The sequence below is a fragment of the Burkholderia sp. BCC1988 genome (genome assembly GCF_905339895.1).
Classification (GTDB): Bacteria; Pseudomonadota; Gammaproteobacteria; order Burkholderiales; family Burkholderiaceae; genus Burkholderia.
In genome coordinates, this window is the sequence record NZ_CAJPHA010000043.1 from 1 (window position 1) to 24,788 (window position 24,788).

The following is a 24,788-nucleotide window of genomic DNA, read 5'->3' on the forward strand; positions in this document are numbered from 1 at the left end:
TTGCGGCGGGCCGCTGTATGTCACAACACCCTGTTGCCGCGCGGGGGACATTCGCCCCCCCCCGCGGCTGCATGCGTCGAGAACGGGCCGCTTACTGCGTGGCTGACGCGACCGCGGTTCCTGCATCGAGAATGCCCGAGCCTGCCGGCAACGCGGTGCACGGCGTACTGGCCGCCAGCTTCGCCGTATGCGTGCCGCTTTTCAGCTTCTGCTGGATCTGCGTGGGCGTGAGGTTGCCGTTCACCGCGAGCATCAGCGCGGCGACGCCCGTCACCTGCGGCGTCGCGAGGCTCGTGCCGCTCGCCAGGCCGTAGGTGTCGCCGTCCGGCGTCGTCGTGCCGCTGTTGGCCGTCGACAGGATGTTGACGCCCGGTGCGCTGAGCGTGATGTTGGTGCCGAAGTTACTGAACGAGGCGCGGCGGCCGGCTGCATCGCTGGCACCGACGCTGATCACGCCGCTGCAGTTCGCGGGCTGGTCGAGGCCGGTCGACAGGCCGTCGTTGCCGGCGGCGACGACGACGGTTACGCCCTTCGCGTTCACGTCGTCGATCGCCTGCTGGAACGTCTTGCTGCAGGCGCCGACGCCGCCGAGGCTGAGGTTGATGATTTTCGCCGGCGTCGGGTTGTTCGGCACCCCGGTGACGGGAATGCCGGCCGCCCAGCGCATTGCGTCGGCAATGTCGCTCGTCACGCCGCCGCATTTGCCGAGCACGCGCACCGGCAGAATCTTGCCGAGCCACGATACGCCGGCGATGCCGATGCCGTTGTTGGCGGTCGCGCCGATCACGCCCATCACGCGCGTGCCGTGCCAGCTGCTGGTGTTCGGTTCGCTTTCGCAGTGGTAGTACGGGCCGCTCGCGTTGTCGAGTTCCTGCTGCGTGACCCAGTCGCCCGGGTCGCTCGCGTCGGGGCCGCGCGACAGGCCGTTGTTGCTGGTGTTGACGCTGGTGATGAAGCTGTAGCCGGGCAGCAGGTTGCCGACGAGGTCGGGGTGCGGCCGATAGCCGGTGTCGAGCACGGCCGTCACGACGGTCGGCGAGCCTTTGGTCTGGTTCCACGCAGGCGGCAGATCGGCGCCGGCGGTCGGGTCGGACAGATACCACTGCTGGCCGTAGCTCGGGTCGCTCGGCGTGTCGCGGACCTTCATCGGATGATCCGGTTCAGCGTAGTCGACGTCGGCGTCGGCGCCGAAGGCCTCCGCGAGCGCCGCCGCGTCGGCGGCCGCGACGCGCTTGCCAAGCGACAGCACGGCCGCGCCGTTCGAGACCGTCCGCTCGACCTGCACGTTCAGCGGCGTCGCCGCGGCCGCATACGCACGGGCGGCGCCGGTTGCCGTCGGCGCCGTCCAGCGTGTCATCGAACGCTGGATCACCGCGTCGAGCCGCGTGCCGTCGTCGATGGCCGCTCTTGCGTTCGTGGCCGTCAGCGTCTTCAGCCTGACGATCAGGTGATCGACCGGCGGCTCGTCGGGCGTGGTCTGGGCGGCCATTTGCGTGGCGGCCTGCTGCGACGTACACGCGTTGCTGCCGGAATTGGTGGGCGGGGTCGTCGGAGCGGGCGCGGGGGCCGGGGTCGGGGCCGGTGCCGTGTTGGTCGGCGACGGGTTGCTGCCGTCGCCGCCGCCTCCGCCGCAGCCGGCGATCGGGAGCAGGGCGGCGGCGGACAGCATGCCGGCGAGCATGCGCGCATGGGCCGAACGGGCCAGCGCGAAATTGAAACGTTTGGCTTTCATGTTGAAAGTCGATCCTCGGAGATAACCGTCGTGCCGGCGGTGGTGCCTGGTCTGGCCTAAGCCGGACCTTGATTTTTGTCGGGCGCGCGCGGGGTTCCTGCGACACGCCATGCATTGGGTAACGGCTGATGAGGCGGCTTCTTGAATATGTTTTGTGTGAAAAAGATGCGACGCGCAAACGATTGCGTTGCTGGGTTGCAGCATGAACGCGCGTTTGGAACGGGTGATCTGTTCATGAGGTGCAAGATTGCAGGCGGTCGACCCGGCGAAACATGCGGCGCGGGCGCTTTTGCGCGGCACGGAAACGATTGCGCGCGGTGTGGCCGTGACGGAGGGCGCTTGACGCTTTCCCCGATGCGGTGCGAATTTTTCGGGCGTAGGATCGCGATTCGATCAAGGTTTCGTCAGGAGAAAAGCATGGATCACCGCTTCCGTTGGCTGGCTGTCGCATTGTCCTGCGCGCTGGCGGGCGCCGCGCACGCGCAGGCGCTCACCGGCACGCTGAAGAAGATCAAGGACACGGGCGTCGTGTCGCTCGGCATCCGCGAATCGTCGGTGCCGTTCTCGTATTCGGACAACCAGCAGAAGAACATCGGTTACTCGCGCGACATCGCGGCGCGCATCATCGACGCGCTCAAGGTGGAGTTGAAGACGCCGAACCTGACGGTGAAGGAAATCCCGATCACGTCGCAGAACCGGATTCCGCTGCTGCAGAACGGCACGATCGACTTCGAGTGCGGCTCGACGACGAACACGCTGGAGCGCCAGAAGCAGGCTGCGTTCTCGAACAGCATTTTTTTGTACGGGATCCGTTTCAGCACGCGCAAGGATTCGGGCGTGAAGGACTTCCCGGACCTGGCCGGCAAGACGGTCGCGACGACGGCCGGCACCTCCGACGAGCGGCTGCTGCGCAAGCTCAACGAAGAGAAAGGGATGAACATGACGATCATCAGCGCGAAGGACCATGCCGAAGCGTTCATGAACGTCACGACCGGGCGCGCGGTCGCGTTCGTGATGGACGAGCCGCTGCTGTACGGCGAGATCGCGAAGGACCGCAATCCGGGCGCGTACACGGTGGCGGGCACGCCGCTCGTCCACGAGAACTACGCGTGCATGATGCGCAAGGACGATCCGGCGTTCAAGCACGTGGTCGACGGCGTGATCGCGAAGCTGCAGACCTCGGGCGCGGCCGAGAAGCTCTACGACCAGTGGTTCATGCAGCCGATTCCGCCGAAGGGTGTGAGCCTCAACTATCCGCTGTCGCCGGAGATGAAGCAGCTGTTCAGGAATCCGACGGATCAGGCACAGTACTGATCGAAACGTCGCAGTTGCGTGCGGGCCGACACGTTGCGTGCTCGGCCTGCACGATCGAATCCGCCGGCCTTCGGGTCGGCGTCGCGGCGCGCATCCCCGCAGCCGCAAGCGCGAGCCGGGCCCGGCGCGCCCGATGCTGAACCCCGTGTCCTGATCCTCCATCGCGTGCGTCGCGTTTATGGCGCCGCACCTCGACGGCCCGCCGTCCGCGCGTCGTCCCGCCCGGTCTTTTCTCCGTTTGCCTGAACACGTGCCCGCACCGAAGCGGGGTTGGCGGATGCGCGCCCGACGCACGTCCGGCGACGCTGTTTGCCGCGTAAACCCGAATACAGATTTCAATTTGAACTGGTCAGAATCGGCCGAAATTGTTCAACAATTTTCGGCGGAAAATCCCGGGAAGCCGCGTGTGGCGGCGCCTGGGAGGCGTTGCGACGTTTCAGCGCGAGAGCCGAACAACCCAGGAGCTTCGCCATGTCTGCTCGTTTCCCGGTTCGACATTTCCTCCGCGGCGCGCTCGTGCCGCTGGCCTTCGCATGCTCGCTCGCGTCGGCGGCACCGCTGCAGACGGTGCGGCCCGGCACGCTGCTGGTGGGCTCCGACCTCACGTATCCGCCATACGCGTACCTGGACGCCGGCAAGCCTGCGGGTTTCGATGCCGAGTTCTCGCGGCTGCTGGCACGTCACCTGAAACTGGAGCCGGTATTTCTCGATACGCGCTTCCCGGACCTGATTCTCGGGATGAAGGCGCGCCGCTTCGACGTCGTCGCATCCGCGCTGTACGTGACGCCCGATCGCGTGAAGCAGGTCGATTTCGTGCCGTACCTGAAGACGGGCGCGTCGCTGCTCGTCGCGAAGGGCGGCGCGTTCCTGCCGAAGACGCCGCAGGACCTGTGCGGCAAGCGGGTCGGCTCGATCAAGGGCGCGTCGTGGACGCCGAAGCTGCGTGCGGTGTCGCAGGACACGTGCAAGGCGGCCGGGCGGGCCGAGATCGCGGTCCTCGAGTTCCCGACGTCGCCGGAAGCGACGTCCGCGCTGCTGTCGAAGGCGGTCGATGTCCAGATCGAGGACGCGGCCGTCGCGCAGGAGATTCCGAAGCAGACGAACGGGCGCGTCGACATCAGTTCGACCACGCTGCTGTATCCGATCGTGATCGGCCTGGGCGTGACGAAGGGCGATAGCGGGTTGCAGGGTGCGCTCGAGGGTGCGTTGAACGATGCGCGGCGCAGCGGCGAATACGGCAGCCTGGTGAAGAAGTACGGGTTGCAGGAGCCGACACCTGCCGACGTCGCCAACGCGCTCGGCGCGCCGAAGTAAGCGCGCGGCCAGCACGACCTGACCACCGCGCGCCGCGCGGCCGCATCACCATCCGCGGTTGAGGAGTCTTCGATGCAGTTCGATTGGCACTATGCGTTTCAGCTCTTGCGGGACCAGGATTTCTGGCGCGCCTGCGTCGTGGTCGTCGAACTCAGCGTCGCCGCGTGGCTGCTTGGCGTGTTGCTCGGCTTTCCGGTAGCGCTCGCGAGACAGTCGCACCAGCCGTTGCTGAAACGGGCGGCGGCGCTCTACATCTGGTTCTTCCGCAGCCTGCCGCTGCTCGTGCTGCTGGTCTTCATCTACAACCTGCCGCAGGTCTTTCCGGCGACGAGCGCGGTGCTGTCCGATCCGTTCATGGCCGGCCTGATCGCGATGGTGCTGAGCGAGACCGCCTATTTCGCGGAAATCCATCGCGGCGGGATCCTGTCGGTGCCGCGCGGGCAGCTCGAGGCGGGCCGCGCGCTGGGCATCCGCTTCACCGGCATCCAGCGGATGATCGTGATGCCGCAGGCGATCCGCATTGCGCTGCCGGCGCTGGCGAACGAGTTCATCACGATCGTGAAGCTCACGTCGCTGGTGTCGGTGATTTCGCTGGCCGAGATCCTGCTCGTCGGCCAGCGGCTGTACACGCAGAATTTCCTGGTGTTCGAAACGATGCTGGCCGTGGCGTTCTACTACGTGCTGATCGTGACGGTGTTCAGCCGGCTGCTCGGTTATCTCGAGCGGTACCTCGACGTCAGCCGCCGTACGCCGGCCCAGGCCGGCCACGTCGATCTTGCGCTGCCGCCGTCGGCGCCGGCCGTCGCGCCGAGGCCGCGGGCGAACGCCGAATTCGCGCTGCGCCTGAAAGGCGTGCAGCAGCGCTACGGCCGCCATGAAGTGTTGAAGGACATTCATCTCGACGTCGCGCCCGGGCAGGTCGTGTCGATCATCGGGCCGTCCGGCTCCGGCAAGACGTCGCTGATTCGTACCGTCAACGGCCTCGCGCCGGTGAACGCGGGCGAGATCGACCTGTACGGCGAGCCGTTCATCCGCGCGTCGGGTTCGCATCCGCCGCGCGTGTCGCACGAGCGCATCCTCGACATCGGCATGGTGTTCCAGAGCTTCAACCTGTTCCCGCATCGCACCGCGCTGCAGAACGTGATGATGGCGCCGTGCTATCACCGGCAGGCCGATGCGGCGGCGATCCGGCTGCAGGCGCTGTCGCTGTTGTCGAAGGTCGGGATGCTCGAACATGCGAACAAGTATCCGCATCAGCTGTCGGGCGGCCAGCAGCAGCGCGTCGCCATTGCGCGCGCACTCGCGACGCGGCCGTCGATCATGCTGTTCGACGAGCCGACGTCGGCCCTCGATCCGGAGCTCGTCGGCGAAGTGCTGAAGGTCGTCGAGACGCTGGCGAAAGAGGGGATGACGATGATCATCGTGACCCACGAGATGAATTTCGCGTTCAAGGTGTCCGACCGGATCGTGTTCATGGAGAACGGGCGAATCCTGTACGACGTGCCGCCGGACCGGATTCGCGGCAGCGCGGACGCGCGTGTGAAGGATTTTCTGAAGCACGTTCACTTCGCATGACGAATGACCGGATGGGAGCGGGAATGGATCCGACGGATTTCCGGCTGGGCGACGTGAACGAGCACGCGTGTGCGGAACGGGTGCGTGCGTGTCTTGCGCATGCCGACGCGCATCCCGGCGACATCGAAGCCGCGTGGCTCACGCGGCGCGACGACGCGGCGGTCGCCGATGCGTGCGCCTGGGATGCGGCGCGGCGCGCCGGCGCGATCGATGCGCCGCTGGCCGGCGCCGTGCTGACGGTGAAGGCCTGCTTCGATTGCACCGGCTGGGTCACGCATGCCGGTTCGCGCGTGCTGGCCGACGAGCCGCCGGCGCGAATCGACGCGGCACCGGTGTCGGCACTGCGTCGGGCCGGCGCGGTGCTGGTCGCGCAGACGGCGATGACCGAGTTCGCGTACGGCGCGCTCGGCGTGAACCGTGCGTACGGGACGCCGACGACGCCGCTCGATGCGCGGCGCGAGCGGGTGGCCGGCGGATCGAGTTCGGGCGCGGCGGTGTCGGTGGCGCTCGGTGCGGCCGACCTGTCGCTGGGTTCCGATACGAGCGGGTCGGCACGCATTCCGGCCGCATTCTGCGGCGTGACGGGATTCAAGCCGTCGCGTGGGCGCTATGCGAACGACGGCATGCGGTTTCTGTCGACGAGCTTCGACGTGCCGGGCCTGCTGGCCGCGACGGTCGGGCTGTGCCGGCAGGCGGACGTTGCGCTGCACGGCCGCGAAGCGCGGCGGCGGCGACCGGCGGCGATCCGCGACCTGCAGTTCATCGTGCCCGAGGCGTTCGTCGCCGACGACGTCGACCCGGTCGTCGGACGCGCATTCGACGCGTGGCTGTCCCGACTGTCCGCGCACGGCGCACGGATCCGGCGCAAGCGGCTCGATTGCGTGGCCGAGGCCGGCGCGGTCGCCCGTGCGGGCGGCATCATCGCGGCAGAGGCGTTCATGCTGCATCGTGCGCGGCTGGCCGCGGCGGCGGACCGCTACGATCCGCTGGTCGGCCCGCGCATCGCTGCAGGCGAGCAGGTGCGGGCGCACGACTACGCCGCGGCGCTGCGGCGCCTGGCTGCACTGGCCGCCGCGTACCACGCCGAACTCGGCGACGCGGATGCGGTGCTGACGCCGACGGTGCCGATGCTGCCGCCGCGCGTGGCCGATCTGGCCGACGAAGCCGCATACCTCGCACAGAACGCGCGTGCGTTCCGGCTGACCGAATTCGCGAACCGGCTCGACCTGCCGAGCATCAGCGTGCCCGGCGACCTGCGCAACCGGCAGCCCGTCGGCTTGCTGATCACCGGGCATCGCGGCGAAGACGCGCGGCTGCTCGATGTCGCGGCAGCGGTGGAGCGTGCGCTGACCGCCGATTCCGCATGACGCATTTTTCGGCGGCAAGGATCACCTTGCCATTTTTCATCGTCACAATTCAGAGGTACTTATGATCGTCGTGAGATCGGCCGATATTGCCAATACCGAACGCCATGCGCGCGGCCCGGGCTGGGACAGCAAGCGCATGATCGTCAAGCAGGACGGCGTCGGCTATTCCGTTCATGAGACATGCGTGCACGAAGGCGCCGAACTGCATCTGCACTACAAGAACCACTTCGAGACCAACTACTGCGTGGCCGGAGAGGGGGAGGTCGTCGACACGGCGACCGGCAACGTGCACCGGATCACGCCCGGAACGATCTACGCGCTGAACCTGAACGATCCGCATGTCCTGCGCGCGACGCGCGGCGACCTGCATCTCGTGTGCGTGTTCAATCCGCCGCTGACGGGACTCGAGACGCATCGGGAAGACGGCAGTTACGCGCTGCCGACGGAGCAGGCCTGACGGCGCGAGCGGTCGGGCCGTTGCGTGCCTTTTCGTGCTGCCGTTGCGTGCCGCATCTTGCGGCAGGCAACGGCGGCGCGGCGTGCAGGGTCAGGCCGCCTCGCGATGGCTGCGCTTGATTGCCGCGACGAGCATCCGCTCGGAATCGTCGAGATAGCGCGCGAGCGCGGTGACTGCTTCGCTGCGGCGGTTCTGCGTGAGCAGGTCGTAGATCTGGTATTCGCGCTGGATCCAGTCGGGCGTTTGCACGCGTTTCTCGTCGGGATCGGCGGCGAAGACGAGCCGCAGCTGTGCGGAGATGGTCCGGAAGAACTCGTCGAGCAGCGCCGACTTCTGCAGCGCGACGATGTGCTGGTGAAAGCGCAGGCTGTGCGTGCCGACGGCCTGCCAGTTTTCCTTGTCGAGTTCGCGCTCGGCCGCGCGAATGGCGGCCTGCATCTTTTCGAGCAGCGCCGGCTGCGCGAGTTCGGCCGTGTGCAGCGCATGCAGCTCGAGCGTGCGGCGCGCGACGTAAAGATCGCGCACGTCCTGGCGATTCAGCGTGCGCACGACGACACCCTTGTGGCGCACGAACGTGACGAGCCCTTCGCGGCCGAGCTGATGCAGGACTTCGCGAAGCGAGTTGCGCGACGTGTCGTATTCGGCCGCGAGGTCCATCTCGATCAGCGCGGTGCCGGGCGGCAGCTTGCCGCTGATGATGTGTTCCCGCAGTTGATGGCTGATCCGGTCGGCGACCGACTGTCCTCTCGCTTTTTCGCTTGCCATTCCGTTCGTTCGCTCCTCTCCTGGTCGTGCGCCGCCGGCGTGGCCGGCCGGCGGCGTTTCGCCATTCTACGGGCTCCGGACCGCGTTACGCCGTCTTGTCGTGCTGCCAGTCGGCCTGCGGCGGCTGCATCCCGTGCTGGCCGCGGTAGGGCGCGACGGGCGGCTGCGACCAGCCTTCGAGCAGGCTCGGGTCGAGCCGGTATACCTCGACGCCGAGCGGCCGGCACACGTCGATCGGGTCGCGTGCGTCGGGGCCCCACATCGGCACCGACAGGTCGCCGCCCGGACACGTGGACATCGCGCACAGCACGTCGATTTCCGCGAAGAACTCGAGGTAGTCGCCCGGCTGCGCGGGACAGGCCTTCATGAAGTACTTGTCGTCGTCGTTCAGGCCGGTGCACTGGAACACGTTGAGCACGTCGTGCACGTCGAATTCGGTCAGCCCGTACGGCGCGACCGCCCGCACGAGGTTCGAATGACAGTGGAAATGAAAGTCCTCGCCGGTCAGCAGCTTGTTCACGTACGGGTCGCAGCGCGTGCCGAGCAGGTCGTGCACGCGGCCGCCGTCGCCGTCGACGCCATAGCCGGCGAGCGTGTCGTCGGTGATCGTGACCATCGGCCGCAGGTACGGCAGCGTCGACCAGAGCCGGTCGAACATCGTCACGTGCGCGGCCTGCAGCTGACGTGTGCGCGACGCCCACATGCGCTCGCGCGGATTGTGCAGGTTCCAGATGTTGAAGTCGGCGACTTGCGGGCCTTCGAGCGTGACGATCCGGAACACGTGACCCGCCGGCACCGTCCACGCGAAGCCGCTGCGGATCGGCACGACGTGCGACGCGATCCGTTCGCGCGCGTCCTGGCGCTGGGCGATCGCGGAATAAAAGGCTTTGTCGACGTTCAGGACGGAACCCTTGGTGACCTGGTAGGCGGCGGGATAGTTCGACATGACGCGGTGCTCTCGGGGAAATTTGCAGATTCGGAGATCCGGCTGGAATCCTTTGTGGTGGCCGGTCAGGCGTCAATTTTCATGCTGAATTGTTCAACAATTTATTGGCGCTGCGAGGAGTATAGGGGGAACGCCGGGAGGTGTGTCAATCGGTGGAAAGTACGGAGGGGCGCGGCGAGCCGCGGATGCGCGCAGGCAGGCGAGTGGCGCCGCAAACAAAAAGCGAAATATGGATCAAAACCGTGGCCGTGCCGGCCGCCGGACCGGCTCGCCACGATCGGCAAGCGGGGCGTGTAACGCGTTTCGAAACCTGACGCAATCCGCATTCAACCGCGCCCGCGCCAGGGGATTCCTGTCGCGTTGCGCAACAACAGGCACAATATGCGCTTCGCCGCGCACCGTTGTTCGACTTCGAACAGCACGGCGCGTGTCGCCGCCGTCCGAACTTTCCCGGTTGTCATGAACGCATCGCTCACTCCCGCGCGCGAATCGAACTCCCCGCGCTTCCTGTTGTTCCTGATTTGCCTGTTCGCCTCCGCCGGCCAGCTCGCGATCGACATCTACGTGCCTGCGCTGCCCGACATGGCGCGTTCGTTCGCGACCACGCCGCAGGCGATTCAGTCGAGCGTCTCCGGCTACATGGCCGCTTATGCGCTCGGCCAGCTGATCTTCGGTCCGGTTGCCGATGCATACGGGCGCAAGCGCGTGCTCGCGTTCGGGCTGGTCATCTACACGATCGGCTGCCTGCTGTCGCTCGGCGCGCCGAACCTGGAGACGTTCGTGCTGGCGCGCTGCCTGCAGGGCTTCGGGATCGCGACCACGAACCTGCTCGCGAAGGCGATCATCACCGACTCGTTCTCGGGCCAGGCGCTGATGCATGCGTTCACCTATATGTCGATCGCGTGGGGGCTCGCGCCGATCATCGCGCCGGTGATCGGCGCGCACCTGCAGGAATGGTTCGGCTGGCGCGCGTGCCTCGTGTTCCTGCTGGTGTATTCGCTGGTGATGTGGGCGCTGCTGTGGCGCTATCGCGAGACCTTGCCGAAGCCGGTCCATCTCGAGCCGCGCACGCTGATGGCGAACGCGGGCAAGGTGCTCGCGAGCCCGGTGTTCCAGAGCTGCTTCCTCGCGCAGGGGCTGTGCTACAGCATCCTGCTGGTGTTCAACATCGTCGGGCCGTTCATGGTGCAGACCACGCTGCACAAGCCGCCGACCTTCTTCGGCTATCTCGCGCTCGGGATCGGGCTGATGTATTTCCTCGGCGGGCTGTCGAACCGGATTCACGGGCGCGGGCTGCCGAGCGCCGAGCAGCGGTTGCGCATCGGCGCACGCGTGATGGCGGGCGCGGCGGTCGCGATGCTGGTGCTGGCGCTGACCGTCGGGCTGCGCGTATGGACGCTCGCGACGCCGGTGCTCGTGATGGGCTTCTGCGCGGGCGCGATGTATCCGACGTTGATGGCGAAGGGCAATTCGCTGTTTCCGCATATCGCGGGGCTGACGAGCGCGATCCTCGGGTGCGCGCTGCTGCTCGTGTCGTCCGCGATGATGGGGCTGGCCGGCTTCGTGTCGATTCACGTGCTGACGCCGCTCGCGGTGTTCTTCGTCGCGCTGTCGTTCATCGTCGTGTGGATGGTGACGAAGCTGCTGCGCTACCTCACGCAGCAGCAGGCGGCGAGGGTGGCTTGCGGGAGCGGGGAAGCCGCGTAAGCCGGGTAGACGGGGGCGACAGCGGCACGCCTGCCGCTTACAGCGGGTGCGCCGCGCCCGCCTGCGCCAGCAGCGAAACCGCAACCGGATCCGGCATCCCGTTCGAATCGATCGCGCCGGCCTTGGCCAGCGCGGCGAGGTCGCTGTCGACGCCCGGTTGGCCGACCACGAACGGCGTCGTCAGGAAGGCCGGCGCCGACAGCGTGACCGCATAGCGCTGCTGCAGATTCGTCACCACCGCCGATTGCGCGGCCTGCACTGTGTTCGGGCTGCCCATCACCTGCTGGAAGTGCGCATTTCCCTGGAAATTGCCGATCAGCCCGGCCGTGTTCGTGCCGAGCTGCGCGGCGAGATAGACGAGCATCAGCTCGGTCTCGGGCGTCGTGTTGAAGGTGCCGCCCGCGTAGGCGAGCGAATGCAGGCTCGTGCCGCTCGACGCGACGGTGATCACGCACGGCAGCACGGCGTTGACCGCCACGCGGTAGTTGCCGCCGCCGTCGGTCAGCGTCGTCGCCGAGCCTTGCGCGCAGCTGACCGTCACCGATGCGCTCGCGAGCGCGGAGCCCGTGGCGGCCGTGCCGGACAGCGCGACGGTTTGCGTGTTGGCGTTGTTGAAGCAGACGTCGACGCCGAAGCAGGCGTCGCCGTTGCAGCCGGCAAGCGTCGCGACGGCCGCGACGCACAGCGTGCCCAGCGCGGGGCGGAGGAAGCGCGGATGGCGAAGGTTCATGGTCGCGGGCGGATCGGAAGAGTGAGCGCGGCAGGGCAACCGGCGCGCGCCGACGCTTCGGCGCGCTGTTCGTATTCTAGGTCTCCGATCGCGGGGTTGCTGGCCCGTTTGTTCGCCGCGGCCTGCGGCGTGCGGCATGGCCGGCGCCGGTTACGGCTTGCGCGCGGCCGGTTTGGCGAACGCGCCGCGCACCTCGAAGCCGATCGCATCCGCCACGTTGCCGCGCGCGTCGACGAGTTCGAGCCGATGCCGCCCGGGCCACGGCATCCACGCGATGCGGTCGGCGTGGCCGATCACCTTGTCGTCGAGCCGCCACGCGAACCGTGCGGCATGCCCGGAAGATCGCTCGAACCAGATCCGCTGATTCTTCGGTGGAATGTCCGGATCGATCGCGAAGATCGTGCCGTCGGTCGGCGCACCGATCGTCAGCGGCGCGCGCGCGCCGTCCTTGCCCGGCGTGACGGGCGCGGCGAGCCGGATCGTGTCGAGCGCGGTGCCTGCGACGAACCACTCGTTGCGCGACGGCTCGACGTCGCGCTCGAACGTGATGCGGCGTGCTTCGACGCCGGCCGGCGGACGCGGCGCACGGCTCGGCAGGTCGCGGTGCAGGTAGCCGACGACGGCCGACCAAACCGGCGACGCGCCCGTGACCCCCGATACATCCCACATCGGCGAGCCGTCCGCATTGCCGACCCACACGCCGACCGTATAGCGCGACGTGAAGCCGACGGTCCAGTTGTCGCGCATGTCCTTGCTCGTGCCGGTCTTCACCGCCGAGAAGAAGCGCGTCGCGAGCGGATTGTCGAAGCCGAACGTGCGCACGCGCGCGTTGTTGTCGGAGAGGATGTCGGTGACGACGAAGCTGGCCGCTTCGCTGAACACGCGCGTGCCGTTGTCCGCACGCCCCACTGCCGATGCGCCGGCAGCGGGCGACGGCGCAGGCAGGTCGACGACCTTGCGCGCGACGCCGCCGTTCGCGAGCGCGCGATACGCATTGGTCAGCGACAGCAGCGTGACGTCCGCGCTGCCGAGCGCGAGGCTGAAGCCGTAGTAGTCGCCTTCCTGCGCGAGCGGCAGGCCGAGCGCGGTCAGCGTGCGCGCGAAACGATGCGGCGTGACGAGCACGAGCGTGCGCACGGCCGGCACGTTCAGCGAGCCGCCGAGCGCGCTGCGCACGCTCACCCAGCCCTTGAAATCCTTGTCGTAGTTCTGCGGAATGTAGAGGCCGCCGCCGGCCGCGAGGTTGATCGGCGCGTCGTCGAGCAGCGACGCGGCCGTCAGCCGCTTCTCGTCGATCGCCTGCGCATAGAGGAACGGCTTGAGCGTCGAGCCGGCCTGGCGCGGCGCGAGCACGGCGTCGACGTCGCGTGCGCTGGACAACGCGCCCGACGAACCGACCCACGCGCGAATCTCGCCGGTCGCGTTGTCGATCACGACGACCGCGCCGTCCTGCACGTTGCGCCGGTGCGCGGGCGCGTTGAGCTCGGTCAGCGCGCGCGTGAGCGTGTCGCGCGCGAAGCGCTGCAGCGGCGCATCGAGCGTCGTGCGCACCTGCGCGCCGGCCGCGGGCCTGACCTCGGCCGCGATGCGGCGCGCGAAGTGCGGGGCGAGGGCGGCGCCGTCCGCCGTCAGGTCGTTACGCACGGCATTGGCCGGGCGCGCGATCACGAGCTGCACGTAGCCGTCGAGCGACGCGCAGGCCTGCTCCGCATGCATGTCGCGCAGGATCCGGCACGCACGCTCGGCGACCTTCGCGCTCGCCGCGTTGGGCGCGCGCACCAGCGCTGCCGCGATCGCGGCTTCACGTGCGTCGAGGCCGGACGGCGCCTTGCCGAACAGCACCTGCGACAGCGCGGCGAGCCCGACCGTCTCGCCGCGGAACGGCACGAGATTCAGGTAGGCCTCGAGGATCTGGTCCTTGCGCCAGCCGCGTTCGAGCAGCAGCGCGTTCATCGCCTGCGTGGCCTTCTGCGGCAGCGAGCGCTGGCCCGAGCGGCGCGGTTCGTCATTGAGGAGCCCGGCGAGCTGCATCGTCACGGTCGACGCGCCGCGCGTGCGCTGGTTCCACAGGTTGCCCCATGCCGCACCGGCGATCCCGCGCCAGTCGACGCCGCTGTGTTCGTAGAAACGCTTGTCCTCGGACACGACGATCGCCTCGCGGAACGCGGGCGACACGTCGGCGAGCGACACCCAGTCGCCGCGCCGCTCGGCGAGGTCGACGCGCGTGCGCTGCAGCGGCGTGCCGTCGCGCGCGAGCAGCACCCAGTCGGAGCTGCGCCAGTTGCGGCGCACGTCGTCGTAGCCGGGCAGCGCGTGCGCGACGAGCGGCGCGGCCAGCACGACGGCGACGAAAACGCGGCCGGCGAAGCGCGCCGGCCGCGGCAATCCATGATCGATCATCGCGTACCCGTTACTTGCCCGCGTCGGCCGGCTTCACGGTCATCGGCGGGTTCGGCCACAGGCCGTACACGGACGGTGCGTACAACGCCTCGACGCGCGTCGGCGGCAACCCGAAGGTGCCGACGTTGTTCAGCCGCACCGTGTACTCGACCGAGAGCTTGCCCTTCGGCAGATAGTCGTAATACGCGCGGTAGCCGTCGAAATCGCGTTCGATGAACGCCGGCCATGCGCCGTCCGGGGATTTCTCGCCTTGCGTCGCGGCTTCCGAATCGCGGCCGAGGCCCGAGCCGAGGATCGTCGCACCGGACGGGATCGGATCATTGACGACGACCCACGTCATGTCGCTCTGCGCGTCGATGTCGAGATGCACGCGCACGACGTCGCCGCGCGTCAGCACGCCCTTGACGGCGGGCGACACGGGCGTGACGGTCTTCGTGATCCGGTAGCCGGCCGCGAACGGCGCGCGCAGCGGCACGGCCGCGAGGCTTTCGACGGTCGCCCACGGGCGGCCCGTGCCGTCCTGCGTGACGGACAGCGTGGCCGGTGCCTGGGCCGCACGCGGCCACGGCATCAGCACGCTGCGCGCGGCGGCGGCGCGGGTCGCGGGAGTGGCCGACGCGGGGCTGTCGGCGGGCGCGGTCGAGGATGCCTGCGACCACGAAATCGCGCGCTCGTTGCCGCCGAGCGCGACCTTCGTCGTGCCGGCCACCGGCGTGCTCTCGTAGGTGCGCGAGAAGCGCTCGATCGCGAGCTGGCCGAGCGCGTTCGACGTCGTCGTCTGCCATGCGCCCTGGCGTTGCAGCGCGAGCAGGCCGGTCGCCACGCGCGGCATCTCGTCCTTCCACGCCGGGTCGCCCGCGAATTCCAGCGCGAGACGCGCGGCGTTGGTCTCGTTGCTCGTCATCAGCCACCACAGGTCGTCGTCGCGCGCGGTCGAGAACACGAGCTGCGTGCCCTGGTACGTGAGGCGCGCCCGCAGGATCTGCTCGACCTGCGCGCGTTTCGCGTCGCGCTGCGGGATGTCCTTCACGCGCGTGAGGATCGCGTGATAGTCGAGCACCGCCGACGTCGGCCACTGGTTCGGCGCGATCTCGATCGAACCGAGCATGCGGCCCTGGGCTGCACCGTAGCGCGACAGCGCCTCGATCGCGGCAAGCTTGCGCAGGTCGCGATCCTGGCGCGGAGCCCACGCATTGCGCTCGATGCGGCCGTCGACGAAACGCGCGAGCCCGGCCTCGAGCTGCGTGCGCAGGTCTTCCGGCAGCGCGAAGCGCGGGTCGAGGCGGCCGGCCTCGTCGGCGACCACGAGCAGATACGACGACAGCGTCGGGCTGCCGTAGTGCGCATCGTCGGAGGACGGCGGGAAGTAGTTCGCGAGTCCGTCGCTGTCGAGGTAGACGGGCATGCGCGCCACCAGCGCCTGCCATTGCGCGGCGTCGTGCAGGCCGATCGCGCGCGACGTCTGCTGTTCGAGGCAGCGGTACGGATAGCGCTCGAACCAGCGCCGCACGCCGGGCAGGCCGTCGGCGAGCTGCGACTGCAGCGACACGGCGATGCCGCCGCGCGGCGCGCCCTGCGCGTTGTTGACGGCGCCGGCCGGGGCGGACACGGGCAGCGTCAGCGTGCCGTCGACCTGCGTGAGCGTGGCCTGCTGCACGGTGACCGGCTGCGCGGGCACGACCTTCTGCGCGACGGCCAGCGCGTCGGACGCGCGCTTGCCGCCTTGCTCGGCCGCCTCGATGCGCCAGTTCAGCGCGCCGGCCGCGTCGAGCGCCTGCTCGGGCACGGTGATCGTCCACGCGACCTCGGCCGCCGCATTGGCCGCGAGCGACACGGTTTGCGGCGCGACGTCGAGGCCCGTCACGCGCGGCGTCACGACGACCTGCATCGCGCGGTCGGTCGTGTTGCGCAGCGTGACCTGCGCGCGGAACGCATCGCCTTCGCGCACGAGCGGCGGCAGGCCGGAGATCAGCTGCAGGTCCTGCGTGCTGCGGATCGACGTGCTGCCGGTGCCGAAGCGGTCCGCGCCGACCGCCGCGATCGCGACGATCCGGAAGCGCGTGAGCGCATCGTTCAGCGGCACTTCGACGGTCGCGCTGCCGTTCGCGTCGAGCGTCACGCGCGGATTCCACAACAGCAGCGTGTCGAACAGCTCGCGCGTCGGCGCGCTGCCGCCGCCGCCGCCGGCCGGCACCGCCTTGCGGCCGAAGTGGCGGCGGCCGACGATTTCCATCTGCGCGGTGGCCGTCTCGACGCCGTACGCGCGTCGCTGCAGCATCGCGTCGAGCAGGTCCCAGCTGTTGTTCGGCATCAGCTCGAGCAGCGCCTCGTCGACGGCCGCGACCGCGATCTGCGTGCCGGCCGGCGCGGGCTGCCCGTTCGGCAGCGTGACCTTCACGTGCGCCTGCGCCTTGCCGCGCACCGTGTAGCGCGTCGCGTCGGTCGTCACGGTCACGCCGAGACGATGCACGCCGGTGCCGACCTTGATCTCGCCGAGGCCATAGCGGAACGCGGGCTTCGACAGGTCGACGAACGCGGTCGGCGCTTCATGGTAGCGGCCTTCGCGCCAGAACGCGCGGGCCCATTCGACCGGCGCCTTCCAGCCCCACGTGAAGAACGAGTACCACGGCACTTCGCGAATCCGGCCGCGCAACGCGAGCACCGACACGTAGACGTTCGGCCCCCACGATTCGCCGACCTTCAGGTCGACGGTCGGGTTCTTGCCGTTCAGCTCGACGACGTGCGTTTCCATCACGCCGCCGCGTTCGACCGCGACGAGCGCGCTCGCGTAGCGGAACGGCATGCGCACCTGGAAGCGGGCCGTTTCGCCCGGTTCGTAGGACGTCTTCTCCGGGATCACGTCGATCCGGTCGGTGTTGTCGCCGCCGAACCAGAGTTGGTCCTCGCGCGTGACCCAGACGGACGTCGACGCATTCGACGTGCGGCCGTCGCCGTCCTTCGCGACCGCGATCAACTGGACGTTGCCGGCCTGTTCGAGCGTCGCGTCGCAGGCCATGCGGCCCTTGTCGTCGGTCTTGCCCGAGCACAGCACGCCGAGGTCGCGCGTATCGCTCTTGTTGTCGTAAGCATAGAAGCCGCCGACCATCCGCTTGCGCGACGTCGTCGTGATGTGCGCGACGCCCTTGATCTCGATCGACACCGAGGCACGCGGCTTGCCCTGCAGGTCGACCGCGAGCGCCTGCACCGGCACGCGCTGGCCGACCGACACCCAGCGGCCGGCCTTGATGCCGGCCACCACCGCGGCCGGCCACAGGATCGTGTCGCCGCGGATCGTCTGCACCTCGCCGTTCGGGTCCGCGAACGTCGCCTCGAGCGCGATGCGCTTCGGCGCGTCGACGTCGGGCAGGCCCTTGAGCGTGACGGAACCCGCGCCGTTGCGGTCGAGCGTCAGCGGCAGCTTGTCCGCGATCAGCTTCGTCGCGTCGGGATCGTTGTTCGCGGCGGATGTGCTGTCGCCGTCCTGCGCATCGTCGTTGGCGTTGCCGTCGCTGTGCTCCGGACGATAGGGCGTGAAGCTGAAGTCCTCGAAGCGATCCGCGAACGGCGGCGACGCCCACTTCATCAGCGCCGACACCTGCACGGGCAGGTTCGATGCGCCGCCGCCCGACACGTAGTCGATCTGTACCGCGAGCGGCGCTTCCTTGACCGCGACGAGCGGGCTCTTCTGCGCGTCGCGCGCGCCGATCGTCCCCTTGAGCACCGGCAGGCGGAACGCCTCGACGCGGAAGCTGCCGCCGTAGTAGCTGGCGGTCGGCGCATCGTCCGGGCCGCCTTCGAGCGACACGCTGTATTCACCGAGCTTCGCCGCGGGCGGCAGCGTGAACTGCGTGTCCGCGCTGTGGTCGGCCGACCACGTGAGCGGCAGCTTGTAGGTCTGGTCGGAGCCGAGATGGCGGATCGTCACGCGTGTCGGGTAGTGCGCCGGGAACGCGAGGCTCTGCAGCGTCTCGGTGCGCAGGAAGTGCTTCATCGACACGGTTTCGCCGGCCCGCAGCAGCGTGCGGTCGAACACGGTATGCGCGCGCACGGTCGGCGCGCTGTCGGTGTCGGTCGGCACGTTGAAGCGCCACGATTCGATCCCGCGGTTCCAGTTCGAGCTGACGAACGCCATGTCGCGGCCCGTCTTCGGATCGTCGACGCGTGCCGACACGAAGTAGTCGTCGAAGCGTTCCGACTGGCTGCATTCGTGTTTCGGCTCGAACGGGCGGTCGATCTTCAGCAGGCCTTGCGCATCGGTCTTGCCCGACGCGATTTCGTCGCCATTGCAGTCCGACACGCGGATCTGCGCGTTCGGCACGGGCTTGCCCTTGTCGAGCGTCGTGACCCACACGAGGTTGTTCTCGCGGCCCTGTTTCAGGTGCACGCCGAGATTCGTGACGAGCACGGTGGTGCGCACGTACATGCTCGACGGCTTCGCGAGCAGCGAGCGGCCGAGCGCGGGCGACGCGAGTTCGAGCACGTAGAAGCCGGGCTTGTCGATCGGCACGCCGACGACCTCGAACGGACGCAGCGCCTTCGGGTCGGCCTTCGGCAGCGTCAGCGCCTGCGCACCCGGTTCGCCGGCGAGCAGCGACAGCGAGCGCACGTCGATGCGGCGGTTCTGCGGCGCGGGCATCTTCTCGCCGGCCTCGAGCGGCACGTAGACGGGGTGCTGGCCCTTGCGCCGCAGCAGGCCCGGGACGCGTTCGTCGATCGTGCCGGCCGTCATCGACCAGTTGTCGAAGCGCTCGACGGTGCGCATCCATTGACGGATCGCGGTGTCGTCGTCGACCTTCAGGTTCGAGAATTGCGCGCCGCTCGTGTTGAGGCCCGCGATGCGCAGGTCGGCCTCGACGTTGCGCAGCGTGACGGGCACGAGTGCCGGCGTATCGGGTTCGGCGAAGCGCTCGACGATCCCGAACGTGCCCGACGAGAATTTCGCGAGCGGCGGCATCGGTGCGGTGCGCGTCGCGAGCGGGAACAGGTCGGCGTTCGAGAGCGTGCGCTCGGTCACGTCGCGCAGGCCGGACGGCAGTTCGATCGTCAGGTTCGCCTGCGCGGGCAGCGGCGGGTTGAACGTGACGGTCGTCACTTCGTCGCTGTGGTCGTCGGCCGCGAAGGTCGGCGAAAGCGAACCGTCAGGACCGCGCAGCCGGATCGCCTCGGCGTTCTTGCGCGAGATCGGTGCATTGAACGACAGCGTCAGCGGACGCAGCGGCGTGCAGGGCGCCTTCGCGTTCTCGCGCTCGCACGAGAAGCTCGCGGCGAACGGCGCACGCACCGTGAAGTCGAAGCGGCGCTCGGTGTCGTTCGCGATGCCGCTCGGGCTCGCGACGCCCTTGCCGTAGACGAGCTGCATCTTCGCGCTCGCGGGCAGCGCCTGCGCGCACGACAGCGTCAGCACGCGCGCGGCGTCCTTCTTCAGCCCGAAGTGATCGAGCAGCGCGTTGCGCGCATCGTCGTCGGCGGCCGTGACGGGGATGCGGTTGCCGATGCCGGCCGCTTCGCACCAGATGTTCGCGAGCGCGGAGCGTGGCTCGGCCGGTCCGTTCAGCTTCAGCACGAAGACCTGGCGCTCCTCGATCTCGCGCGAGCCGGGACGCACCGTCACCGGGAACGGGCCGCCGGTTTGAAACGTGAAGCGGCGCGGGCCGCTGACCGCATTGCCGGCGACCGAACGCAGCGTGTCGTTGAGCGCGACCGAGCAGCGCACGCCCGGCGGCAGGTCGTTCTCGAAATCGTAGACCCACGTCTTGTCGTCGAGCCAGTGACCCTGGCCGCGTGCGGCGGTGGAATCGTTGCAGGTCATGCGCGCGGGACTCGGCGCGGACGCCGAACCGAACGCGACCATCGGTTCGTCGAACTTGACGACGCTCTGCCGGACTTCGGTGACCGTGCCTTGCGGCGACACGCTCACGGTGCGTGCCGCGCCCGCATGCAGCGACAGTGCGGCGGCGGCGCCGAGCGCCGCGACGGCGCCGATGCGCCAGAGCAGCCGTGTGGTGTGATGGGTTGAATGTGTGTTGTTGTGCTTGTCGTGCTGCTTCATCGCTCGATGCCCTCGGAGGGAAGCTTTCTGTTTGATTGCACGCGATTCTAACCGACGGGCATGCGAGCGGATGACGGGAAGCGGCGTGTCGCCGGGTTGCGACACGCCGGCATCCCGATACGGAATTGTCGCGTCGACGACACAAAGATGCCGCGAAATGTCGATTGTCTCGGATTGCGGAACATTAAATGGACTATAAAAGCATTGTCCAATCCGAATTGAGCGCGTACATTTCAGGGCCGCGCGAAATTTTGAGAAATATCAAGCGTGGTTTTCCCGAATCCGGTGTTCGAGAGAAGGAAACATGCACAACGACAACACCCCCCACTCGCGTCGCGATCGCGACGCAGCCGCATCCGGCATCACGCGGCATCACGCGGCGTCAATGGCTGCAGGGCGCACTGGCGCTGACGGCGGCGGGCCTCACCGGCTCGCTGGCGTTGCGGGCCCTGGCCGATAATCCCGGCACCGCGCCGCTCGATACGTTCATGACGCTCTCCGAAGCACTGACAGGCAAGAAAGGGCTGAGCCGCGTGCTCGGCGAACGCTTCCTGCAGGCCTTGCAGAAGGGCTCGTTCAAGACCGCCGACGGTCTGTCGCAACTCGCCGGCGCATTCGCGTCCGGTTCGTTGACTCCCGATCAGCAAACGTCCGCGCTGTCGATTCTCGAAGCCTGGTATCTCGGCATCGTCGACAACGTCGTAATTACCTACGAAGAAGCATTAATGTTCGGCGTCGTGTCCGATACGCTCGTGATTCCTTCGTATTGCCCGAATAAACCCGGCTTCTGGGCCGAAAAACCGATCGAGAGGCAAGGCTGATGGCCGATACCGATACGCAAAAGGCCGACGTCGTGGTCGTCGGGTCCGGTGTCGCAGGCGCGATCGTCGCGCACCAGCTCGCGATGGCCGGCAAGTCGGTGATCCTGCTCGAGGCAGGCCCGCGCATGCCGCGCTGGGAAATCGTCGAACGCTTCCGCAACCAGCCCGACAAGACCGACTTCATGGCGCCGTACCCGTCGAGCCCGTGGGCGCCGCATCCGGAATACGGCCCGCCGAACGACTACCTGGTCCTGAAGGGCGAGCACAAGTTCAACTCGCAGTACATCCGCGCGGTGGGCGGCACGACGTGGCACTGGGCCGCGTCGGCGTGGCGCTTCATCCCGAACGACTTCAAGATGAAGACCGTGTACGGTGTCGGCCGCGACTGGCCGATCCAGTACGACGATCTCGAGCATTGGTACCAGCGTGCCGAGGAAGAGCTCGGCGTGTGGGGCCCCGGCCCCGAGGAAGACCTGTATTCGCCGCGCAAGCAGCCGTACCCGATGCCGCCGCTGCCGTTGTCGTTCAACGAGCAGACGATCAAGAGCGCGCTCAACGGCCATGACCCGAAGTTCCACGTCGTGACCGAGCCGGTCGCGCGCAACAGCCGCCCGTATGACGGCCGGCCCACCTGTTGCGGGAACAACAACTGCATGCCGATCTGCCCGATCGGCGCGATGTACAACGGCATCGTGCACGTCGAGAAGGCCGAGCAGGCCGGCGCGAAGCTGATCGACAGCGCGGTCGTGTACAAGCTCGAGACGGGTCCGGACAAGCGCATCGTCGCCGCGATCTACAAGGACAAGACGGGCGCCGACCATCGCGTCGAGGGCAAGTACTTCGTGGTGGCCGCGAACGGCATCGAGACGCCGAAGATCCTGCTGATGTCGGCGAACCGCGACTTCCCGAACGGCGTCGCGAACAGCTCCGACATGGTCGGGCGCAACCTGATGGACCACCCGGGCACGGGCGTGTCGTTCTATGCGAGCGAGAAGCTGTGGCCGGGCCGCGGCCCGCAGGAAATGACGTCGCTGATCGGTTTTCGCGACGGCCCGTTCCGCGCGACCGAAGCCGCGAAGAAGATCCACCTGTCGAACATGTCGCGCATCAACCAGGAGACGCAGAAGATCTTCAAGGCCGGCAAGCTGATGAAGGCCGACGAGCTCGACGCGCAGATCCGCGACCGTTCCGCGCGCTACGTGCAGTTCGACTGCTTCCACGAAATCCTGCCGCAGCCCGAGAACCGCATCGTGCCGAGCAAGACGGCCACCGACGCGGTCGGCATTCCGCGCCCGGAGATCACGTATGCGATCGACGACTACGTGAAGCGCGGCGCAGTGCATACGCGCGAAGTTTATGCGACGGCGGCGCAGGTGCTGGGCGGCACGGACGTCGTGTTCAACGACGAGTTCGCGCCGAACAACCACATCACGGGCGCGACGATCATGGGCGCGGACGCGCGCGACTCGGTCGTCGACAAGGACTGCCGCACGTTCGACCATCCGAACCTGTTCATCTCGAGCAGCTCGACGATGCCGACCGTCGGTACGGTGAACGTGACGCTGACGATCGCCGCGCTCGCGCTGCGGATGTCGGACACGCTGAAGAAGGAAGTCTGACCGTGCGGAAATCTACTCTCACCTTCCTCCTCGCCGGCTGCCTCGCGCTGCCGGGCCTCGTGCGCGCGGCCGATGCGGCCGACCCCGCGCAGGTCAAGCGCGGCGAATATCTCGCGGTCGCGGGCGACTGCATGGCCTGCCACACCGCGAAGGGCGGCAAGCCGTTCGCCGGCGGCCTCGGGATGCCGGTGCCGAAGCTCGGCAAGATCTACACGAGCAACATCACGCCCGACCCGGATACCGGCATCGGCAACTGGACGTTCGACGACTTCGAGCGCGCGGTGCGCCACGGCGTGTCGAAGAACGGCGACAACCTGTATCCGGCGATGCCGTACGTGTCGTACGCGAAGATCAACGACGACGACGTGCAGGCGCTCTACGCGTACTTCATGCACGGTGTCGAACCGGTCAAGCAGACGCCGCCGAAGAACGAGATCCCCGCGCTGCTGAGCATGCGCTGGCCGCTGAAGATCTGGAACTGGCTGTTCCTGAAGGACGGCGCATACCAGCCGAAGCCGGCGCAGAGCGCCGAGTGGAACCGCGGTGCGTACCTGGTGCAGGGCCTCGCGCACTGCAGCACGTGCCACACGCCGCGCGGCGTCGCGATGCAGGAGAAGTCGCTCGACGAAACCGGCGGCAGCTTCCTGTCGGGCTCGGTGCTGGCGGGCTGGGACGGCTACAACATCACGTTCGACCCGAACGCGGGGATCGGCGGCTGGACGCAGCAGCAGCTCGTCCAGTACCTGCGTACCGGCAGCGTGCCGGGAGTCGCGCAGGCAGCCGGTCCGATGGCCGAGGCGGTCGAGCACAGCTTCTCGAAGATGACCGACGCCGACATCGGCGCGATCGCGACGTACGTCCGTACGGTGCCGGCCGTCGCCAGCGGCGACGCGAAGCAGTCGCGCTCGTCGTGGGGCAAGCCGGCGGAAGACGGCCTGAAGCTGCGCGGCGTCGCACTGGCGTCGTCGGGCATCGATCCGGCGCGGCTGTATCTCGGCAACTGCGCGACGTGCCACCAGATGCAGGGCAAGGGCACGCCGGACGGTTATTACCCGTCGCTGTTCCACAACTCGACGGTGGGTGCGGCGAATCCGGCGAACCTGGTGCAGGTGATCCTGAACGGCGTGCAGCGCAAGGCCGGCAGCGAGGACGTCGGGATGCCCGCGTTCCGCAACGAGCTGTCGGATGCGCAGATCGCCGCGCTGACGAACTACCTGACCGGCCAGTTCGGCAACCCGGCCGCGAAGGTGACCGAGCAGGACGTCGCGAAGGCGCGTTGAGGCCGGGTACGATGCAGTAATGGCAGGGCAACTCTGACAAGAAGAGGAGGCACAGCACATCGGGCGGGCCCCGATGCCGGTTGTTGCAGAGCGGGGTGGGCGGCTTTGGCGGCCGCCCGCCCTGGTTCGTTGGCAATCCGGTGCGCGCGGTTCGCGTACCGCTTTCGTTGATCACACCATGACACCGAATCAACCGTTTCTCGCGTCCCAGCGCGATGTGCTGCTGCTGTTGTCCCGGATCCTGCTCGTGATCCTGTTCGTGATGTTCGGCTGGAAGAAGATCGTCGACTTCTCCGGCACGATCGCGTTCATGGGAAGCGAGGGCGCGCCGGCGCCGATCATTTCGGCGGCGATCGCCGTCGTGATGGAGCTGTTCGCCGGCATCGCGCTCCTCGTCGGTTTCCAGACGCGGCCGCTCGCGTTGCTGCTTGCGCTGTATACGATCGGCACCGGCTTCATCGGCCATCACTACTGGACGATGTCGGGCGGCGAGCAGATCGACAACATGATTCATTTCTACAAGAACATCGCGATCTCGGGCGGCCTGCTCGCGCTTTGCGCGGCGGGCCCCGGGCGTTTTTCGATCGATCGCGGGTAAACGGCAACGCCGGTGCGCGCATGGGGCGTGTGCCGGATGGTCGAGACTTTGAGGGGGCATCATTTTGCGACTCAAACATTTCGCATGGCTGATCGTGGCCGCCGCACCGGCGGT

16 protein-coding genes and 1 pseudogene are annotated in these 24,788 nt (G+C 68.1%); 10 read left to right on the forward strand and 7 right to left on the reverse strand.

What is annotated here, in order from left to right; all coding sequences use genetic code 11:
* Window positions 1–91: 91 nt before the first annotated feature.
* Complete coding sequence (locus U4012_RS34975; protein ID WP_321804399.1) at window positions 92–1,732, reverse strand: S8 family peptidase; 1,641 nt, start codon at window positions 1,730–1,732, stop codon at window positions 92–94.
* Between the two features lie 417 nt (window positions 1,733–2,149).
* On the opposite strand from U4012_RS34975, the gene U4012_RS34980 reads away from it, so the two are divergent.
* Window positions 2,150–3,046, forward strand: coding sequence for a glutamate/aspartate ABC transporter substrate-binding protein (locus U4012_RS34980; protein ID WP_321804401.1), 897 nt, complete (start codon window positions 2,150–2,152; stop codon window positions 3,044–3,046).
* A gap of 335 nt (window positions 3,047–3,381) precedes the next feature.
* Here the strand turns inward: U4012_RS34980 and U4012_RS34985 are convergent, their stop codons facing one another.
* Window positions 3,382–3,519 (reverse strand): hypothetical protein, encoded by a 138-nt coding sequence (locus U4012_RS34985; RefSeq protein ID WP_257770117.1) that lies wholly within the window; start codon window positions 3,517–3,519, stop codon window positions 3,382–3,384.
* Here U4012_RS34985 and U4012_RS34990 point away from each other — a divergent pair.
* The 4 genes from U4012_RS34990 to U4012_RS35005 all read left to right on the forward strand — a co-directional run bounded on the left by U4012_RS34990 (window position 3,518) and on the right by U4012_RS35005 (window position 7,759).
* A complete protein-coding gene (locus U4012_RS34990) occupies window positions 3,518–4,360 on the forward strand; it encodes an ABC transporter substrate-binding protein (RefSeq protein ID WP_321804404.1) in 843 nt (280 codons plus the stop codon). The two genes, U4012_RS34985 and U4012_RS34990, sit on opposite strands and share 2 nt — an antisense overlap.
* A gap of 72 nt (window positions 4,361–4,432) precedes the next feature.
* Entirely contained in the window at window positions 4,433–5,935 is a 1,503-nt protein-coding gene (locus tag U4012_RS34995; protein ID WP_044843277.1) for an amino acid ABC transporter permease/ATP-binding protein, read from the forward strand.
* A 23-nt stretch (window positions 5,936–5,958) separates the two neighbouring features.
* Window positions 5,959–7,302, forward strand: a complete 1,344-nt coding sequence (locus tag U4012_RS35000; RefSeq protein ID WP_321804407.1) for an amidase family protein — start codon at window positions 5,959–5,961, stop codon at window positions 7,300–7,302.
* 61 nt (window positions 7,303–7,363) lie between these two features.
* Complete coding sequence (locus tag U4012_RS35005; RefSeq protein WP_321804408.1) at window positions 7,364–7,759, forward strand: ectoine synthase; 396 nt, start codon at window positions 7,364–7,366, stop codon at window positions 7,757–7,759.
* Window positions 7,760–7,849: 90 nt separating this feature from the next.
* Here the strand turns inward: U4012_RS35005 and U4012_RS35010 are convergent, their stop codons facing one another.
* Entirely contained in the window at window positions 7,850–8,524 is a 675-nt protein-coding gene (locus U4012_RS35010) for a GntR family transcriptional regulator (RefSeq protein WP_321804409.1), read from the reverse strand.
* An 85-nt stretch (window positions 8,525–8,609) separates the two neighbouring features.
* Complete coding sequence (locus U4012_RS35015) at window positions 8,610–9,470, reverse strand: urea carboxylase-associated family protein (RefSeq protein ID WP_321804411.1); 861 nt, start codon at window positions 9,468–9,470, stop codon at window positions 8,610–8,612.
* A 459-nt stretch (window positions 9,471–9,929) separates the two neighbouring features.
* Here U4012_RS35015 and U4012_RS35020 point away from each other — a divergent pair, with 459 nt between their 5' ends.
* The gene (locus tag U4012_RS35020; protein ID WP_124921780.1) at window positions 9,930–11,177 is read left to right on the forward strand and encodes a multidrug effflux MFS transporter; all 1,248 of its coding nucleotides are present in this window, start codon (window positions 9,930–9,932) and stop codon (window positions 11,175–11,177) included.
* 37 nt (window positions 11,178–11,214) lie between these two features.
* Here the strand turns inward: U4012_RS35020 and U4012_RS35025 are convergent, their stop codons facing one another.
* The 3 genes from U4012_RS35025 to U4012_RS35035 form a co-directional block, all read right to left on the reverse strand.
* The gene (locus U4012_RS35025; RefSeq protein ID WP_321804414.1) at window positions 11,215–11,907 is read right to left on the reverse strand and encodes a hypothetical protein; all 693 of its coding nucleotides are present in this window, start codon (window positions 11,905–11,907) and stop codon (window positions 11,215–11,217) included.
* Window positions 11,908–12,057: 150 nt separating this feature from the next.
* On the reverse strand, window positions 12,058–14,307 hold the full coding sequence (pbpC, locus tag U4012_RS35030) for a penicillin-binding protein 1C (RefSeq protein ID WP_321804416.1): 2,250 nt from the start codon (window positions 14,305–14,307) through the stop codon (window positions 12,058–12,060).
* A gap of 10 nt (window positions 14,308–14,317) precedes the next feature.
* A complete protein-coding gene (locus U4012_RS35035; protein ID WP_321804418.1) occupies window positions 14,318–20,356 on the reverse strand; it encodes an alpha-2-macroglobulin family protein in 6,039 nt (2,012 codons plus the stop codon).
* Window positions 20,357–20,660: 304 nt separating this feature from the next.
* On the opposite strand from U4012_RS35035, the pseudogene U4012_RS35040 reads away from it, so the two are divergent.
* The 4 genes and pseudogenes from U4012_RS35040 (at window position 20,661) to U4012_RS35055 (ending at window position 24,674) form a co-directional block, all read left to right on the forward strand.
* Window positions 20,661–21,177 (forward strand): annotated as a pseudogene (locus U4012_RS35040) (sugar dehydrogenase complex small subunit).
* Window positions 21,177–22,796: a GMC family oxidoreductase gene (locus U4012_RS35045; protein ID WP_321804420.1), complete on the forward strand. Its 1,620-nt coding sequence runs from the start codon at window positions 21,177–21,179 to the stop codon at window positions 22,794–22,796. The pseudogene U4012_RS35040 and the gene U4012_RS35045 overlap by 1 nt, the downstream one beginning before the upstream one ends.
* Before the next feature lie 2 nt (window positions 22,797–22,798).
* Window positions 22,799–24,076 carry a cytochrome c gene (locus tag U4012_RS35050; protein ID WP_321804422.1) on the forward strand — a complete coding sequence of 426 codons (1,278 nt, stop codon included), beginning with the start codon at window positions 22,799–22,801 and terminating at the stop codon, window positions 24,074–24,076.
* A 178-nt stretch (window positions 24,077–24,254) separates the two neighbouring features.
* On the forward strand, window positions 24,255–24,674 hold the full coding sequence (locus tag U4012_RS35055) for a DoxX family protein (RefSeq protein ID WP_124572176.1): 420 nt from the start codon (window positions 24,255–24,257) through the stop codon (window positions 24,672–24,674).
* Window positions 24,675–24,788: the final 114 nt, after the last annotated feature.

Bases quoted from the DNA above. Each gene is read 5' to 3' on its own strand.
- pbpC (WP_321804416.1), bottom strand. From the start codon at position 14,307: ATGATCGATCATGGATTGCCGCGGCCGGCGCGCTTCGCCGGCCGCGTT.
- U4012_RS34995 (WP_044843277.1), top strand. From the start codon at position 4,433: ATGCAGTTCGATTGGCACTATGCGTTTCAGCTCTTGCGGGACCAGGAT.
- U4012_RS34975 (WP_321804399.1), bottom strand. From the start codon at position 1,732: ATGAAAGCCAAACGTTTCAATTTCGCGCTGGCCCGTTCGGCCCATGCG.
- U4012_RS35000 (WP_321804407.1), top strand. From the start codon at position 5,959: ATGGATCCGACGGATTTCCGGCTGGGCGACGTGAACGAGCACGCGTGT.
- U4012_RS35015 (WP_321804411.1), bottom strand. From the start codon at position 9,470: ATGTCGAACTATCCCGCCGCCTACCAGGTCACCAAGGGTTCCGTCCTG.
- U4012_RS35010 (WP_321804409.1), bottom strand. From the start codon at position 8,524: ATGGCAAGCGAAAAAGCGAGAGGACAGTCGGTCGCCGACCGGATCAGC.
- U4012_RS35045 (WP_321804420.1), top strand. From the start codon at position 21,177: ATGGCCGATACCGATACGCAAAAGGCCGACGTCGTGGTCGTCGGGTCC.
- U4012_RS34980 (WP_321804401.1), top strand. From the start codon at position 2,150: ATGGATCACCGCTTCCGTTGGCTGGCTGTCGCATTGTCCTGCGCGCTG.
- U4012_RS35005 (WP_321804408.1), top strand. From the start codon at position 7,364: ATGATCGTCGTGAGATCGGCCGATATTGCCAATACCGAACGCCATGCG.
- U4012_RS35055 (WP_124572176.1), top strand. From the start codon at position 24,255: ATGACACCGAATCAACCGTTTCTCGCGTCCCAGCGCGATGTGCTGCTG.
- U4012_RS35025 (WP_321804414.1), bottom strand. From the start codon at position 11,907: ATGAACCTTCGCCATCCGCGCTTCCTCCGCCCCGCGCTGGGCACGCTG.
- U4012_RS35035 (WP_321804418.1), bottom strand. From the start codon at position 20,356: ATGAAGCAGCACGACAAGCACAACAACACACATTCAACCCATCACACC.
- U4012_RS34985 (WP_257770117.1), bottom strand. From the start codon at position 3,519: ATGGCGAAGCTCCTGGGTTGTTCGGCTCTCGCGCTGAAACGTCGCAAC.
- U4012_RS35020 (WP_124921780.1), top strand. From the start codon at position 9,930: ATGAACGCATCGCTCACTCCCGCGCGCGAATCGAACTCCCCGCGCTTC.
- U4012_RS34990 (WP_321804404.1), top strand. From the start codon at position 3,518: ATGTCTGCTCGTTTCCCGGTTCGACATTTCCTCCGCGGCGCGCTCGTG.